This is a genomic window from Delftia sp. ASV31, assembly GCF_016428765.1.
Lineage (GTDB): Bacteria > Pseudomonadota > Gammaproteobacteria > Burkholderiales > Burkholderiaceae_C > Comamonas > Comamonas acidovorans.
In genome coordinates this window covers 1-15,907 of sequence record NZ_JAELTK010000012.1, presented here as the reverse complement: position 1 = coordinate 15,907, position 15,907 = coordinate 1, and the positions used below count along the sequence as shown (strand labels likewise).

Below are 15,907 nucleotides of genomic sequence, written 5' to 3'. Positions count from 1 at the left end.
TCTTTCGCAAAAAACCGCCCGGCCCCAAGGCCGGGCAGCAGGCTTGTCAGAGCTCGGCCTCTTCGGCCAGCCCTTGGACATCGGCGATGCCGGTCTGGCGCTGGTTCGGGCGCTCGGCGCGGCCCGCATAGTCACGGGCGAACTGATGGGCCACACGGCCGCTGCGCGAGCCACGCTCCAGCGCCCAGACCAGGGCCTCAGGACGCGCGGCCTCGATCGTGGCCTGGTCCAGTCCCAGGGCCTCCAGCCATTGAGCCACCACGCGCAGGTACTCGTCCTGGCTGAAGGGATAGAAGCTCACCCACAGGCCGAAGCGCTCGGACAGCGAGATCTTTTCCTCAATCACCTCGCCGGGATGCAGCTCGCCATCCTCGCCGCGCTGGTAGGTCAGATTCTCGGACTGGTACTCCGGCAGCAGATGGCGGCGATTGCTGGTCGCATAGACCAGCACGTTCGGGCTGGCGGCGCTGACCGATCCATCCAGAATGGACTTCAGGGCCTTGTAGCCAGGCTCGCCTTCCTCAAAGCTCAGATCGTCGCAATAGATGATGAACTTCTCGGGCCGGCCGGCCACCACATCGACGATGTCGGGCAGGTCCGTCAGATCGGCCTTGTCCACCTCGATCAGGCGCAGGCCCTGCGACGAAAAGGCATGCAGGCAGGCACGGATCAGCGAGGATTTGCCCGTGCCGCGCGCGCCGGTGAGCAGCACGTTGTTGGCCGTGCGGCCGGTCACGAACTGCTCGGTGTTGCGCGCGATCTTGTCCTTTTGCACATCGATGTTCTGCAGGTCGGACAGTTGCATGGCGCCGACGTGGCGCACGGGCTCCAGCAGGCCGCAGCCGTTGGCGCGCTTGCGATAGCGCCAGGCGATGGCGGTATTCCAGTCTGCGGGGGATTGCAGCGGCTGGGGCAGGATGGCCTCGATGCGCTGCATCAGCTGCTCGGCGCGCTGCACGAGTTGCAGCAAGGGGGCGGCGACGGCTTCTGTGGGCAATGTCATGGATGTCTCTCGAATACGGATCTCACGGCCACCGACGCTGGATATGCCCGGGAATCGAGATGGATCTCATGCCAACGCCAGAGCTTTTGCGCGCCGGCCGCCATTGAAAGCTGGCAGCAGCCAGGCACAAGGCCTGCGGCTGCCGGCGGCACGGTGGGTGGAGAGTCAGGAGCGGTAGTCGGCGTTGATGCTCACGTAGTCGTGGCTCAGATCGCAGGTCCACACGGTCTGCTCGGCCTCCCCTCGGCCCAGTAGCACGCGCACGATGATCTCCTGCTGCTTCATCACGCGCTGGCCGTCTTCCTCCTGATAGGCAGGGTTGCGGCCGCCATTGACTGCGACATGCACATCGTTCAGGTACAGGTCGATCTTGGTCTGGTCCAGATCGTCGATGCTAGCATAGCCAACCGCCGCGAGGATGCGGCCCAGGTTCGGGTCGCTGGCAAAGAACGCCGTCTTCACCAGGGGCGAATGCGCGATGGAGTAGGCCACCAGGCGGCACTCGGCCTCGGTCTTGCCACCCTCCACCTTGACGGTGATGAACTTGGTGGCACCTTCGCCATCGCGCACGATGGCCTGGGCCAGCAAACGCGACACATCCAGCAATGCGGCCTTCAGGGCCTGGCCTTCGGCGCTGGTCAGCGAAGTGATCTGCGCATTGCCGGCCTTGTGCGTGGCCACCAGCACAAAGGAATCGTTGGTCGATGTGTCGCCGTCGATGGTCACGCGGTTGAACGAGCCGTCGGCCAGCTCCTTGACCAGGGGCTGCAGCAGCTCGGGAGCGATGGCCGCATCGGTGGCCAGAAAGCCCAGCATGGTCGCCATGTTGGGGCGGATCATGCCCGCGCCCTTGCTGATGCCTGTGATGCTCACGCGCTTGCCGCCAATGTCCACGGCCCGGCTGAAGGCCTTGGGCAGGGTGTCGGTGGTCATGATGCCCTCGGCAGCCGTGCCCCAGTTGTCGGCCTTGGCTGCGGCAATGGCGGCCGGCAGGCCGGCTGCAATGCGGTCCACAGGCAGCTCTTCCATGATCACGCCAGTGGAGAACGGCAGGATCTGCTCGGGCTTGAGCTGCAGCAGCGCTGCCAGATCTGCGCAGGTACGGCGCGCACGTGCCAGGCCGTCGGCGCCAGTGCCCGCATTGGCATTGCCTGTGTTGATGACCATGGCACGGATGGCGCCCGCTGTCTGAACCAGATGCTCGCGGCTGACCTGCACAGGCGCTGCGCAGAAACGGTTCTGCGTGAATACGCCAGCCACCGAAGCGCCCTCGTCGAGCAGGAACACGGACAGGTCCTTGCGGTTGGCCTTGCGCACACCGGCTTCGGTGACGCCGATGCGAACGCCGTTGATCGCCAACAGGTCGGCGTGCACGGGAGCGGAGAGATTCACAGGCATTGAGGGGCTTCCTACAGTGAAAGAAAAACGCGCTCCATTATCGGAACAAACCGGAGCGGCACGTATTTCATCGACCTTAAAAAAGAAAACGGCACGGAGTGTATCCGTGCCGTTTTCCGTGTCTTGCGGTGTCTTACGACGCCCGCCGCATCACGACAGCTTGCCGTGGCACTGCTTGTACTTCTTGCCGCTGCCGCAGGGGCAGGGATCATTGCGGCCCACGCGAGCGCCTTCGGGCAGCTCCAGCGGCTCGTCTTCGACGGAGCCACCGATGTCGCCATCCGACGGAGCGCCATAGGTCATGTGCTCCAGGCTGTGGGCGCTGCGCTGCTCCAGGGCCTCGGTGGCCTGCTCCACCTGTTCGCGCGACTGCACCTGCACGGTCATCAGCACGCGCGTGACCTCGGTCTTGACCTGGTCGATGAGCTGGCGGAACAGCTCGAAGGCCTCGCGCTTGTATTCCTGCTTGGGCTGCTTTTGCGCATAGCCGCGCAGGTGGATGCCCTGGCGCAGATAGTCGAGTGCAGACAGGTGGTCACGCCAGTTGGTGTCGAAGCTTTGCAGTAGGACGGCGCGCTGGAATTGCGTGAAGTTCTCGCGGCCGATCAGCTCGACCTTGGCATCGAACACTTCGCGGGCGGCCTGCAGTACCTTTTCGAGGATTTCCTCGTCGGTGATGGCATGCGCGGACTGCACCTGCGACTGCAGCGGCAGCTGGATGCGCCATTCGCTTTCCAGCGCCTTTTCCAGACCGGCCAGGTCCCACTGCTCTTCCATGGACTCGGCAGGAACGTACTGGCGCACCAGATCGGACACCACGTCGTCGCGCATCACCGTGATCATCTCGTACAGGTCCGAGGCGTCGAGGATCTCGTTGCGCTGCTGGTAGATCACCTTGCGCTGGTCGTTGGACACGTCGTCGTATTCGAGCAGCTGCTTGCGGACGTCGAAGTTGCGGGCCTCGACCTTGCGCTGAGCGCCTTCGATGGAGCGGGTCACGATGCCGGCTTCGATGGCTTCGCCATCGGGCATCTTCAGGCGGTCCATGATGGCGCGCACACGGTCGCCAGCGAAGATGCGCATCAGCGCATCGTCCAGGCTCAGGTAAAAGCGCGAGGAGCCGGGATCGCCCTGGCGGCCCGAACGGCCACGCAGCTGGTTGTCGATACGGCGCGATTCATGGCGCTCCGTGGCGATGATGCGCAGGCCACCCAGGGCCGAGACCTTGTCGTGCTCGATCTTCCAGTCTGCGCGCATTTGTTCGATGCGCTGCTGGCGTTCGGCTTCGGACAGGGATTCATCGGCCTCGACAGCAGCCACCTGCTTTTCGATGTTGCCGCCCAGCACGATGTCGGTGCCGCGGCCGGCCATGTTGGTGGCGATGGTGATCATGCCGGGACGGCCGGCCTGGGCCACGATGTCGGCCTCGCGCTCGTGCTGCTTGGCGTTGAGCACCTGGTGGGGCAGGTTTTCCTTGTTGAGCAGCTCGTCGATGATTTCGGAGTTCTCAATCGAAGTCGTGCCCACCAGCACGGGCTGGCCGCGCTCATAGCATTCACGGATATCGCGGATCGCCGCCTCGTACTTCTCGCGCGTGGTCTTGTAGACACGGTCGAGCTGGTCGTCGCGCTTGCTGGGACGGTTGGGCGGAATCACCATGGTCTCGAGACCATAGATTTCCTGGAATTCGTAGGCCTCGGTATCGGCCGTGCCCGTCATCCCAGCCAGCTTGCCGTAGAGACGGAAGTAGTTCTGGAAGGTGATCGAGGCCATGGTCTGGTTCTCGGCCTGGATGGTCACGCCTTCCTTGGCCTCGACCGCCTGGTGCAGGCCGTCGCTCCAGCGCCGGCCTGCCATCAGGCGGCCCGTGAACTCGTCAACGATGACGATCTCGCCGTTCTGCACCACATAGTGCTGGTCACGGTGGTAGAGGTTGTTGGCACGCAGCGCCGCGTAGAGATGGTGGACCAGGGTGATGTTGGCCGGGTCGTACAGCGAGGCGCCCTCGGCAATCATGCCGGCGTGGCCCAGCAGGCGCTCTGCGGCCTCGTAGCCCTGGTCGGTCAGGAACACCTGGTGGCTCTTCTCGTCCACGGTGAAGTCGCCGGGCTTGGTCACGCCTTCGCCGGTGCGCGGGTCGGCCTCGCCTTCCTGGCGCACCAGGTTGGGAACGATCTTGTTCATGGCCACGTACATGGCCGTGTGGTCTTCGGCCTGGCCGCTGATGATCAGCGGCGTGCGGGCCTCATCGATCAGGATGGAGTCCACCTCGTCGACGATGGCGTAGTTGAGCACGCGCTGAACGCGGTCGCCCGACTCGTAGACCATGTTGTCGCGCAGGTAGTCGAAGCCGTATTCGTTGTTCGTGCCGTAGGTGATGTCGCTGTTGTAGGCGGCCTGCTTTTCCTCGCGCGGCATGTTGGGCAGGTTGATGCCCACCGACAGTCCGAGGAAGTTGTACAGCTTGGCCATCCAGGTCGCATCGCGATTGGCCAGATAGTCGTTCACGGTCACCACGTGCACGCCATTGCCCGACAGTGCGTTCAGGTAGACCGGCAGCGTGGCGGTCAGCGTCTTGCCTTCGCCGGTGCGCATTTCTGCGATCTTGCCGTAGTGCAGCGCCATGCCGCCCAGCAGCTGAACGTCGAAGTGGCGCATCTTCATGACGCGCTTGGAGCCCTCGCGCACCACGGCGAAGGCTTCGGGCAGCAGGTCGTCCAGCGACTCGCCCTTGGCCACACGTTCCTTGAACTCCTGCGTCTTTGCACGCAGAGCCTCGTCGCTGAGCTTCTCGTAGTCGGGCTCCATCGCATTGATGCGAACAACCGTCTTGCGGTATTGCTTGAGAAGCCGATCGTTTCGGCTGCCGAATAGTTTGGTGAGGAAGTTGGTGGCCATGCGAAAAAGACACACCGCCACCCGCTGAAGCGGACTGCGGTGTGCCTGGAATCCCTAGATTGTTGGATTTCAGATGGGGCCGCTCCACCTGCCTGCAAGTGCTCTTCTGAAGAACACATGCGACCGGGCCGAAGCGAGAACCGAACAATTGATTCTAACTGCCTCTGTCCAACCCTCTCTCAGGCAGGCCGACGCATGCAGCCGCACAGCCCCGAACCCGAATCCCCGGACCCGCGCCCCCCCAGATGCTGCTATAACGACCCTCCGGGCCGGCGCATGCCAACGCTGCCAGTCCAGCCCTTCAAGCCCATGACCTTCACACGCCGCCACCACGCCGTCACCGCCCTGCACGCCGTCGAGAACTCGCCCACGCTGGCGCGGCTCGCACAGCTCACCCGGGACTCCAGCAATCGCCTGACGGCCATCCTGCCCCTGGTGCCGCCGCTGCTGCGCGCCAGCCTGCAGGCAGGCCCCATCGAGGGCAGCACCTGGTGCCTGCTGGTGCGAAACAATGCGGCGGCCGCCAAGATCCGCCAGTTGCTTCCCGCCATGGCCGCCCACCTGCGCACCAAGGGGTGGGATGTGACCGAGATCCGGCTCAAAGTGCAGGCCTGATCGGCCGCTGAAACAAACGCGGTCGGAAATGAAGAAAGCAATGAAAAAAGGCCTCCGAAGGAGACCTTTTGGTGCCGGTTGTCGGATTCGAACTGACGACCTACCGCTTACAAGGCGGGTGCTCTACCAACTGAGCTAAACCGGCGAAGCACGAATTCTAGCGCAGAAAAAGACCGCTTCAGCCGTTCCCGGCGTCTGCGAACACGCTTGCGCGCGTGATCGCAGGCCCAGGGTACGAAAAACCTACTTCACCAGCTTCAGCGAGGGCCGCGTGCCCGAGGGCGGCGGCGTGCGCGGGGGCTCTTCATCATCGCCCTCGTTCTGGATACTCACCAGCTGCACCACGCGTTCGTCGGCAGCTGGCTCGGCCGGCACTTCAGCAACTGCGTCCTGCGACACAGGCTCATCGGATTCCTGCTGGACCGAAACTTCGTTGTCGGCGTCGGCATCCGACTCCGGCGCCGGGAAAGCCATGCCTTGCCCGGTCTCCCGTGCGTAGATGGCCATCACCTGCTCGACAGGCACCATGATTTCGCGTGGCTTGCCGCCAAAGCGGGCCGTGAAGCTGATGAAGTCATTGCCCATCTGCAGGCCGCTGGTGGCGTCGTAGCTGACGTTGAGCACGATCTCGCCGTCGCGCACAAACTCGCGCGGCACCTGCACGTTGCGGTCCACGCGCACTGCGATGTGGGGTGTGAAGCCGTTGTCGGTGCACCACTCGTACAGGGCCCGGATCAGGTAGGGGCGGGTGGAAGTTGCTTCGGGGGCAGTCATGACGATCCCAGGAAAAGAGTGGTCGTAATACGAAAACGGGCAGGATGGCGACCGGTTGACCGCCTTCCCTGCCCGCGCAATCAGTCGTCAACCGATGCGAATTATTTGCGCATCACCTTCTCGGAAGGCGTCAGCGCTTCGATGTAGGCAGGGCGCGAGAAGATGCGCTCGGCGTACTTGAGCAGCGGGGCGGCGTTCTTGGACACCTCGATGCCGTAGTAGTCCAGGCGCCACAGCAGCGGGGCAATGGCCACGTCCAGCATGGAGAAGTTCTCGCCCAGCATGTACTTGTTCTTGAGGAACACGGGAGCCAGTTGCGTCAGGCGGTCGCGGATGTGGGCGCGCGCCTTTTCGATGGCCTTTTCGTTGCCCTTGACGTTGCGCTCCTCGAGCGTGCTCACGTGCACGAACAGCTCCTTCTCGAAGTTCAGCAGGAACAGGCGCACGCGGGCGCGGTCCACCGGGTCGCCGGGCATCAGTTGGGGATGCGGGAAGCGCTCGTCGATGTACTCGTTGATGATGTTCGATTCGTACAGGATCAGGTCGCGCTCGACCAGGATGGGCACCTGGCCGTACGGGTTCATCACGCTGATGTCTTCAGGCTTGCTGAACAGGTCCACATCGCGGATCTCGAAGTCCATGCCTTTTTCGAACAGGACGAAACGGCAACGGTGTGAAAAGGGGCAGGTCGTTCCCGAATAAAGCACCATCATGGTGGAGGCTCCTAAAAATCAAAAAGAGTGGGTCGCTCGCGGCGCCCACTCTGCACACAGTTCAGCCGCGCAATCGCTTGCACGACCTTCTGCAGTCACGGTTTTATTTGACGTCTTTCCAGAACGCGGCGTTGAGGCGCCATGCAATGAAGATGAAGACCGCCAGGAAAAGCAGCACGCCCACGCCAATGCGGATGCGGCTGTTCTGTGCCGGCTCACCCATCCATTGCAGGTAGTTCACCAGATCGCCAACTGCCTGATCGTACTGCACTGGGCTCATGGAGCCGGGAGAGACCTGCTCCCACCCCTTGAAAACCTGGGTCTTCACGCCGTGCTCCTCAGCTTCTTCGAAGATGGCACGGCGCTCGCCCTGCAGTTGCCACAGTGCATGGGGCATGCCTACGCTGGGGAAGGCCAGGTTGTTCCAGCCCGTGGCCTTGGTGTCATCGCGGTAGAAGGTGCGCAGGAAGGTGTAGAGATAGTCGGCACCCGTGCCGTTGTGGCCTGCGCGCGAGCGCGCGATCACCGTCAGATCCGGCGGATTGGCACCGAACCACTCCTTGGCTTCCTTCGGGTTGATGGCCGCCTTCATGGTCTCGCCCACCTTGTCGGTGGTGAACAGCAGGTTGTCCTTGATTTCCTGCTCGGTCAGCCCGATGTCCTTCAGCCGGTTGAAGCGCATGAATGCGGCCGAATGGCAGCTCAGGCAGTAGTTGACGAACAGCTTGGCGCCGTTTTGCAGCGATGCCGTGTCATTGGTCTTGCCCGGGGCCTTGTCCCAGGCGATGCCGCCTTCGGAAGCCTGTGCACCGGTCATGATGCCCAGGGCCGCGATCAACGTGAGAATCAGTTTCTTCATTGTTGTTCTCTCCAGCTTCAGTGCGGCTTGAACGTCACACGATCGGGAACGGGTTTGGTCTTGCCCAGGCGGCTCCACCAGGGCATCAGCAGGAAGAAGCCGAAGTAGAACAGCGTTCCGACCTGGGATACGCGCTCGCCTATGGGCGAAGGCGGCTGCACACCGAGATAGGCCAGGATCACGAAGTTGATCACGAAGATGCCGTAGAGGTACTTGTGCCAGCTCGGACGGTAGCGGATGGACTTGACCGGGCTGCAATCGAGCCAGGGCAGCGCGAACAGGATGATCACGGCGCCACCCATCACCAGCACGCCCCAGAACTTGGCGTCGATGGACAGCATCATGGCGATGACGCCCAGGGCCACGATGGCGACCACGCCCTTGACGGCGGCCGGCAGGCGCGACTTGAGCACGCCAAAGCCCGCACCCAGCAACACGCAGGCGATCAGCACATACATCATCTCGCTGGTGATGGCACGCAGCATCGAGTAGAACGGCGTGAAGTACCAGACCGGCGCAATGTGCGAAGGCGTCTTCAGCGGATCGGCCGGGATGAAGTTGTTGTACTCCAGGAAGTAGCCGCCGAACTCGGGCGCGAAGAACACCACGGCCGAGAACAGGAACAGGAACACCGTCACGCCGAAGATGTCGTGCACCGTGTAGTAGGGATGGAAGGGGATGCCGTCCAGCGGATGGCCCTTGGCGTCCTTGGGCGCGTTGGGGCCCTTGATCTCGATGCCGTCCGGATTGTTGGAGCCCACGTCGTGCAGCGCCAGCAAGTGGGCCACGACCAGGCCCAGCAGCACCAGGGGCACGGCGATCACGTGGAAGCTGAAGAAGCGGTTGAGCGTGGCATCACCCACCACATAGTCACCACGGATCAGCAGCGCCAGGTCAGGGCCGATGAAGGGGATCGCCGAGAACAGGTTCACGATCACCTGGGCGCCCCAGTACGACATCTGGCCCCAGGGCAGCAGGTAGCCCATGAAGGCCTCGGCCATCAGCACCAGGAAGATGGCGCAGCCGAAGATCCAGACCAGTTCGCGCGGCTTGCGGTACGAACCGTACAGAAGGCCGCGGAACATGTGCAGATAGACCACGACGAAGAAGGCCGACGCGCCCGTGGAGTGCATGTAGCGGATCAGCCAGCCCCAGGGCACATCGCGCATGATGTACTCGACCGAGGCGAACGCCTTCTCGGCGTCCGGCTTGTAGTGCATCACCAAGAAGATGCCGGTGACGATCTGGATCACCAGCACCAGCAGTGCCAGCGAGCCGAAGATGTACCAGAAGTTGAAGTTCTTCGGAGCGTAGTACTCCGACATGTGCACACGGTAGGCGTCGAAAGCCGTTGGAAAACGGTTCTCGAACCAGTTCGTGAGCTTGGCGCCCGCAGGCGCGTTCGGATCGATGTCCTTGAATTCGTGGGCCATTGTTCTTGTCTCCCTCAAGCCTTGTCTTCACCGATGAGGAGCTTGGTCTCCGACAGGTACATGTGCGGTGGCACCTGCAGGTTGTCGGGGGCCGGCTTGTTCTTGAAGACACGGCCAGCCATGTCAAAGGTCGAGCCATGGCAGGGGCACAGGAAGCCGCCCTTCCAGTCATTGGGCAGCGAAGGCTGCGCGCCGGGCTGGAACTTGTCGGAAGGCGAGCAGCCCAGGTGCGTGCAGATGCCGACGACGACCAGCACTTCGGGCTTGATCGAGCGGGCTTCATTCATCGCGTAGGGCGGCGTGAACTCTTCAGGGTGGCGCTTGGACTGGGGATCGGCCAGCTGGCTGTCCAGCTCGGGCAGTTCCTTGATCTGTTCCGGCGTGCGCTTGATGATCCAGACTGGCTTGCCGCGCCACTCGACCGTGAGCTTCTCGCCGTCCTTGAGTGCGGAGATATCGACCTCCACTGCAGCCCCGGCGGCCTTGGCCTTCTCGGATGGCTGGAAGGTGCTCACGAACGGGACGGCTGTCGCCACGCCGCCCACCGCGCCAGCACACGCCGACGTGATGATCCACGTCCGCTTGCTGGAGTCGATTGGAGTGTCACTCATGGGGTTCCTCGAACTACGTCGCTTGAGTTGGGGTCAACAATAAATTGTAGCGGGGCGAGTATGGTTATTCCATACCGACTCCGACATTGACAGGCTCCAAAGCCGCGCAATACTGCGCTATCTCAAACTCTTTCCAGATGGAGCCAGCCATGGGCATGATGCAGGAATTTCGTGAGTTCGCAGTTAAGGGAAACGTGGTAGATCTCGCCGTGGGCGTCATCATCGGCGGAGCGTTTGGCAAAATCGTCGATTCCGTGGTAAACGACCTGATCATGCCGGTCGTTGGCCTTGTTTTCGGCAAGCTGGACTTCTCCAATCTGTTCGTCGTGCTGGGCAGCGTGCCCCCCGGAACAGCGATGACGCTCGATGCCCTCAAGAAGGCCGGCGTCCCCGTATTTGCCTATGGGAACTTCATCACGGTGGCGGTGAATTTCATCATCCTGGCCTTCATCATTTTCATGATGGTCAAGCAGATCAACCGCCTTCGCCGCGAGGCCCCGGCCGCCCCCGCGCCGGCCCCCGTCACACCTGAAGACATCGTGCTGCTGCGCGAGATTCGCGACAGCCTCAAGCGCTGAAATCCGTGTTTTGACGCAAATCAAAACGCCCGTGGCATGGTTGCCACGGGCGTTTTCCATTACTGCAGATTCCCGATGCTTGGGCTAGCCATTCAAGCCGCCAATTTGCGCGCCATTCGCACGGACTCAATCAGGCTGCTCGCCTCTGCAAGGCCCTGCCCTGCAATATCGAAAGCCGTGCCGTGGTCCGGGCTGGTGCGCACCAGCGGCAGCCCCAATGTGACATTCACGCCCTTTTCCACGCCCAGGTACTTCACGGGAATCAGTCCCTGGTCGTGGTACATGGCCAGCACCACGTCGAACTCACCGGGGTGGCCGGGAGCATTGCGGGCGCGCATGAACACCGTATCGGGCGCAAAAGGTCCATGGGCGTCCAGGCCCTCGGCGCGCGCCTGGGTGATGGCCGGGGCAATGATCTCGACCTCCTCGCTGCCGAACAGGCCGCCCTCGCCCGCATGCGGGTTCAGCCCTGCCACACCGATCCGCGGCGGGCGGCCCAGGCTGCGAGACAGGGCTTCATGCGTGATGCGCAAGGTCTGCAGCAGGTTGTCCTTCGTTACCGCATCGATCGCCTTGCGCAGCGAGGTATGGATGCTGACCAGCACCGTCCGCAACTCATCATTGGCCAGCATCATGCGCACCGGCATGCGGTCAAGGCCCACACCCGCATGCTGCGCAGCCTCGAACTGCAGCAGCTCGGTATGACCAGGAAAGTCCACGCCCGCAGCATGCAGCGCCTCCTTGTGCAGGGGCGCCGTCACAAGAGCCGCGATCTCGCCGCGCAAGGCAGCCCGCGCGGCCCAGACCACGCAGCGCGCAGCCGCCTCGCCGGCGCTGGCACTCACCTGGCCCCAGGGCGCAGGACCGGGCAGCCCGGGCAGCTCCAGCAAGGGAATGCAGTTCGGCGGCACCTGCCTTAGTTGCTCAGCCGACTCGATGACGGCCACGGGCATGGGAATGGCGTTGTCGCCATCGCGCGCACGCGCCGCAACCGCCGCGGCCCGCCGCAGCGTCTGCAACTCGCCGACGACGAAGCAGCCGCGCATCTGCTCGGGCGCGTCCATGAACGCCTTGGCGATGGTCTCGGGCCCCACCCCGGCAGAGTCGCCCTGGGTGATGGCCATCAAGGCCGTGGACTGTGTGGAATCAGGCATTTTCAGTATCCGGATCAGGCAAGCCGGTCATTCGCACCACGCTTGCAGCAAAAGGCCTCGCCCCCTGGGCGGGCCGATAGTAGGCGAACAACGGGCCAATAACAGGCCAGCCAGCATCAGGCCGGATTGTCTATCTCGATGAAACGGTGCTCCAGCCCCAGCTCCAATGCCACCTGCCCCGCCAGGGCCGGCGCGCCGTAGCGCTCGGTCGCATGGTGGCCGGCAGCCAGGAAGGCCACGCCCGTCTCGCGCGCCAGGTGCGCCTGCGGCTCGGAAATCTCGCCCGTGATGAAGGCATCGGCCCCAGCGGCAATCGCGGCCTCGAAGAAACCTTGCGCGCCGCCCGTGCACCAGGCAATGCGGCGAATGGGGCGCAGTCGCTCTCCCCCCACGCAGACAGGCGTGCGCCCCAGCGCCTGCTGCACATGCCTGCCCAGCGCCGCCGCGTCGGCAAACTCCGCCGCGGCCATCCAGCCCAGGTTCTGCTCGCCAAACGTTGCCTGGCCCTCAAGCCCCAGCTGCACGCCCAGCTGCGCGTTGTTGCCCCATTGCGGATGGGCATCCAGCGGCAGGTGGTAGGCAAAGAGATTGATGTCATGGGCCAGCAGCAGGCGGATGCGCTCCTTGAGCCAGCCCGTGATGCGGCCATCCATGCCGCGCCAGAACAGGCCGTGGTGCACGAAGATGGCATCGGCCTGCGCCTCGATGGCCGCCTCGATCAGCGCGCGGCTGGCCGTCACCCCGCTGACGATGCGGCGGATCTCGCCGCGCCCCTCCACCTGCAGGCCGTTGGGACCGTAGTCCTTGAAGCGCTCGGGCTGCAGCAATCCGTCGAAGTGGGCCAGGAGTTCTTGTCGCGTGGTGCTCATGAAAGGATTGTCAGCGATCCATGCGGCGCCAAAGAAAAAGGGCAGCCATGCTGCCCTTCATTCCACTGCCCAGCTCAGCCGCGCCTGGGTTGCCAACCACGGCAGGCCAGGGGCCAGAAGCCGATGGCCGCGCCCAGGATGCCCATGGCCGCCACATAGTGCGCAGGCGCCATCACATCCACCTGCTGCCACACGGACACCAGCATGGGCGTCATGCCGCCGAACACCGCATAGGCCATGTTGTAGGCAAAGGACAGGCCCGTGAAACGCACCTCGGCCGGGAAGGCGCGCACGCCCACCACCGGCAGCAGCGCAATGCTGCCCACGAAAAAGCCCACCAGCGCGTAGCTCCACACCAGCGAGGACGCCGTGCCCGGCAGGTTCAGATAGAACGCATAGGCCGTCACCGTCATGCCCAGCCAGCCCGTGACCATGGCCACACGCGTGCCCATCTTGTCGGACAGCCAGCCCCAGAACACGCAGCCCAGCGTCAGCGTCACCGTGGCCACGGCATTGGCCTTCATGGCCAGGGCCGCGTCGATGTGGAAGACCTTCTGCAGATAGGCCGGCGTGAACAGCACCACCACCACGATGGCCGTGGACAGCACCCAGGTCATCAGCGCCACCAGCACGCAGGCCTGGCGGTGGTCGCGCACGATGGTCTTGAGCGGTAGTTCGCGGTCGGCCTGCTTGCGAGCCATCAGCTCCTGGAAGATGGGTGTCTCATGCAGGAACTTGCGCAGGTAGACCGACACCAGGCCGAACACGCCGCCCAGGATGAAGGGCATGCGCCAGGCCCAGTCGTGGATCTCCTCGGCGCTGTAGGTGCTGTTGAGCCAGACACCGATGATGGAGCCCAGGAAAATGCCGCCCGTGATGCCCGAAGTCAGCGAGCCGATGGCAAAGCCGTAGTGGCGCGCCGGCGCATGCTCGGCCACGAAGACCCAGGCGCCCGGCATCTCACCACCAATGGCCGCGCCCTGCAGCACGCGCATGGCCAGCAGCAAAATTGGCGCGGCAATGCCGATGGAGGCGTAGGTGGGCAGCAGGCCGATCACCAGCGTGGGCACGGCCATCAGGAAGATGGACAGCGTGAACATCTTCTTGCGGCCCAGGATGTCGCCAAAGTGCGCAATCAGAATGCCGCCGATGGGCCGGGCCAGATAGCCCGCCGCAAAAATGCCCAGCGTCTGCAACTGGCGCAGCCAGTCCGGCATCTCGGCCGGGAAGAACAGCTTGCCGATGACGTTGGCGAAGAAAACGAAAACGACGAAGTCGTAGAACTCCAGGGTGCCGCCCAGGGCCGACAGGCCCAGGGTCTTGTAGTCCTGTCGGTTGAGAGGACGTGCGGTCGCAACAGCAGGGGCCATGCCCGGCTGCGCTTGGTCAAGCGTAGTCATGGTTTTTTTCCAGGGATCGAACAGCAGGACGGCGCGGTGGATGCCACGGCAACGGATGAGCGTGCAGCGGCAGATCGTTCTGCAAGACTTCGGGATCGGAGGACTTGGCTCTCTCTTGGGGCCGGCTTGTGGGCCGGCGCAACAGCGAACGCGGCGTGGCGCAGTCGTCGGGGGATTCTAGGGTTTGTACTGTAGCTGTGTGGGGAGCGCGGCTTTGGCGCCCTTGGGCGCAGCATCACGGCGGACCGTCTACCCGCTCTGGCGTATGGGTCATGGGATGGCGGGCTTACCGGCAGGCGCGCAAACGCTCTTCAACGGTGCAGCGCTTGCATCGCGCCAGCCCGATGGGATTGAGCGTTCACAACCCTTGCGGCGCTTGTTGCGGAACGAAGGCATGAAGCCTTTTCATCGGTCCTGGATCGTTTTCCTGCATAAGCCCCTCAGACTCTGTCCGCGAAAAGGAATGCCGCTCAGGCCAATCCTGTTTTTCGGGCATGAACAGGCTGCTGCGTGAGCATCTGGTTCGCTGATCACCGCCACTCACCGACACAGCCATTCCCGATGAAGGGTCGCAGCCGTCAACTCTCACTGTTCAAGAAATGCAACTCCACCGATTCCGGCAGAACGCAAAAACTATGGCCCACATATTCACCGTAATCTTCAAATTGAACTGCAGAACCGAATCCCAGCCAAATATAGCCATGGGCATCAATGCTTTGAACACAAGCTATCCTGCCAATGTATGACAGCATTTCCAACTGTTCATCACTGGGAAGATCTTTCAGCAGCCAGGCAGGCACACTCAACAGCCGGACATGGTTACCGACATCAATCGGACATTGTTCTCCAGCTGCCATCGAAACATCCTGCTTTCTCGCAATGGATTTTTGACTCAAATTCAAGATATCGAGAAATTCTCAGCAATCAGTTGCCGATATTTTTCATGGGAATATCTCATTTGCAAAATCTCATCGTTATTGAACAAGGGAGAAATAGCTTTCCTTTTCATTGAAGGAAGATCACAACCTTCAAACAACTTCACCAAGATATCACCAAGAACAACATCCTCTCCAGCTTCATTTCCCTCTTAGCAGCCCTTGCCAGATCTTGGGATATATTGAAAAATCCAGAATAGCAAAGCATTTTGCCGGCGCTCTTCCTGCACCATGCGGCTAGCGTTGTCATAGGCGTAACTGCGTTGCCAACCGCGTCGGTGCGTTTTGCCACACTGAATCATAGCAATACCCAATATGCAACTTCTGAACTACTCAAATTTCACCACATTTTAAACATTATCTCAATCAAATAAATCAACCCCATCCTTTTCCGCACGCTCTCGTGCACTCATATGAAAAATATCATCCTTCAAATCAACATCCGCCCCCCTGGAAGCCAAGATTTTCGCGATGTGATAGTTACCGAAAGCTGCTGCATAATTTATTGCAGTAAACCCCTCCTGTCTCTTATACACATCTAATAGGGGGGGGGGGGGGGGGGGGGGGGGGGGGGGGGGGGGGGGGGGGGGGGGGGGGGGGGGGGGGGGGGGGGGGGGGGGGGGGGGGGGGGGGGGGGGGGGGGGGGGGGGGGGGGGGGGGGGGGGGG

At 62.6% G+C, this 15,907-nt stretch carries 15 protein-coding genes and 1 tRNA gene; 2 read left to right on the top strand and 14 right to left on the bottom strand.

Annotated elements, in window-relative coordinates; all coding sequences use genetic code 11:
* Positions 1–46 precede the first annotated feature (46 nt).
* From JHD82_RS06585 to secA, 3 genes are all read right to left on the bottom strand, one after another.
* Positions 47–1,003, bottom strand: a complete 957-nt coding sequence (locus JHD82_RS06585; RefSeq protein WP_199135780.1) for an ATP-binding protein — start codon at positions 1,001–1,003, stop codon at positions 47–49.
* 165 nt (positions 1,004–1,168) lie between these two features.
* Positions 1,169–2,401, bottom strand: coding sequence for a bifunctional glutamate N-acetyltransferase/amino-acid acetyltransferase ArgJ (gene argJ, locus JHD82_RS06580; RefSeq protein ID WP_199135779.1), 1,233 nt, complete (start codon positions 2,399–2,401; stop codon positions 1,169–1,171).
* A gap of 150 nt (positions 2,402–2,551) precedes the next feature.
* Positions 2,552–5,299 (bottom strand): preprotein translocase subunit SecA, encoded by a 2,748-nt coding sequence (secA, locus tag JHD82_RS06575; protein ID WP_199135778.1) that lies wholly within the window; start codon positions 5,297–5,299, stop codon positions 2,552–2,554.
* A gap of 309 nt (positions 5,300–5,608) precedes the next feature.
* Between secA and JHD82_RS06570 the strand changes: the two genes are divergently transcribed.
* Positions 5,609–5,914: a hypothetical protein gene (locus tag JHD82_RS06570; protein ID WP_034396930.1), complete on the top strand. Its 306-nt coding sequence runs from the start codon at positions 5,609–5,611 to the stop codon at positions 5,912–5,914.
* Positions 5,915–5,983: 69 nt separating this feature from the next.
* Here JHD82_RS06570 and JHD82_RS06565 read toward each other — a convergent pair.
* From JHD82_RS06565 to petA, 6 genes are all read right to left on the bottom strand, one after another.
* Positions 5,984–6,059 (bottom strand) — tRNA-Thr (locus tag JHD82_RS06565).
* Positions 6,060–6,157: 98 nt separating this feature from the next.
* Positions 6,158–6,688, bottom strand: a complete 531-nt coding sequence (locus tag JHD82_RS06560) for a ClpXP protease specificity-enhancing factor (RefSeq protein WP_199135777.1) — start codon at positions 6,686–6,688, stop codon at positions 6,158–6,160.
* A gap of 101 nt (positions 6,689–6,789) precedes the next feature.
* Positions 6,790–7,401 (bottom strand): glutathione S-transferase N-terminal domain-containing protein, encoded by a 612-nt coding sequence (locus tag JHD82_RS06555; RefSeq protein WP_012207298.1) that lies wholly within the window; start codon positions 7,399–7,401, stop codon positions 6,790–6,792.
* 103 nt (positions 7,402–7,504) lie between these two features.
* Entirely contained in the window at positions 7,505–8,260 is a 756-nt protein-coding gene (locus JHD82_RS06550) for a cytochrome c1 (RefSeq protein WP_199135776.1), read from the bottom strand.
* A gap of 17 nt (positions 8,261–8,277) precedes the next feature.
* A complete protein-coding gene (locus JHD82_RS06545) occupies positions 8,278–9,693 on the bottom strand; it encodes a cytochrome bc complex cytochrome b subunit (RefSeq protein ID WP_013800811.1) in 1,416 nt (471 codons plus the stop codon).
* 14 nt (positions 9,694–9,707) lie between these two features.
* Positions 9,708–10,304: a ubiquinol-cytochrome c reductase iron-sulfur subunit gene (gene petA, locus JHD82_RS06540; protein ID WP_012207301.1), complete on the bottom strand. Its 597-nt coding sequence runs from the start codon at positions 10,302–10,304 to the stop codon at positions 9,708–9,710.
* A gap of 149 nt (positions 10,305–10,453) precedes the next feature.
* Between petA and mscL the strand changes: the two genes are divergently transcribed.
* Entirely contained in the window at positions 10,454–10,882 is a 429-nt protein-coding gene (gene mscL, locus JHD82_RS06535; protein WP_012207302.1) for a large conductance mechanosensitive channel protein MscL, read from the top strand.
* Positions 10,883–10,974: 92 nt separating this feature from the next.
* Here mscL and pdxA read toward each other — a convergent pair whose 3' ends face one another.
* The 5 genes from pdxA to JHD82_RS30445 all read right to left on the bottom strand — a co-directional run bounded on the left by pdxA (position 10,975) and on the right by JHD82_RS30445 (position 15,776).
* A complete protein-coding gene (gene pdxA, locus JHD82_RS06530; RefSeq protein WP_199135775.1) occupies positions 10,975–12,036 on the bottom strand; it encodes a 4-hydroxythreonine-4-phosphate dehydrogenase PdxA in 1,062 nt (353 codons plus the stop codon).
* 116 nt (positions 12,037–12,152) lie between these two features.
* A complete protein-coding gene (locus tag JHD82_RS06525; protein ID WP_199135774.1) occupies positions 12,153–12,905 on the bottom strand; it encodes a Nif3-like dinuclear metal center hexameric protein in 753 nt (250 codons plus the stop codon).
* A gap of 74 nt (positions 12,906–12,979) precedes the next feature.
* Entirely contained in the window at positions 12,980–14,305 is a 1,326-nt protein-coding gene (locus JHD82_RS06520; protein ID WP_043789739.1) for an MFS transporter, read from the bottom strand.
* 578 nt (positions 14,306–14,883) lie between these two features.
* A complete protein-coding gene (locus tag JHD82_RS06515; RefSeq protein ID WP_199135773.1) occupies positions 14,884–15,207 on the bottom strand; it encodes a hypothetical protein in 324 nt (107 codons plus the stop codon).
* A 395-nt stretch (positions 15,208–15,602) separates the two neighbouring features.
* A complete protein-coding gene (locus JHD82_RS30445; protein ID WP_374191639.1) occupies positions 15,603–15,776 on the bottom strand; it encodes a hypothetical protein in 174 nt (57 codons plus the stop codon).
* Positions 15,777–15,907 lie beyond the last annotated feature (131 nt).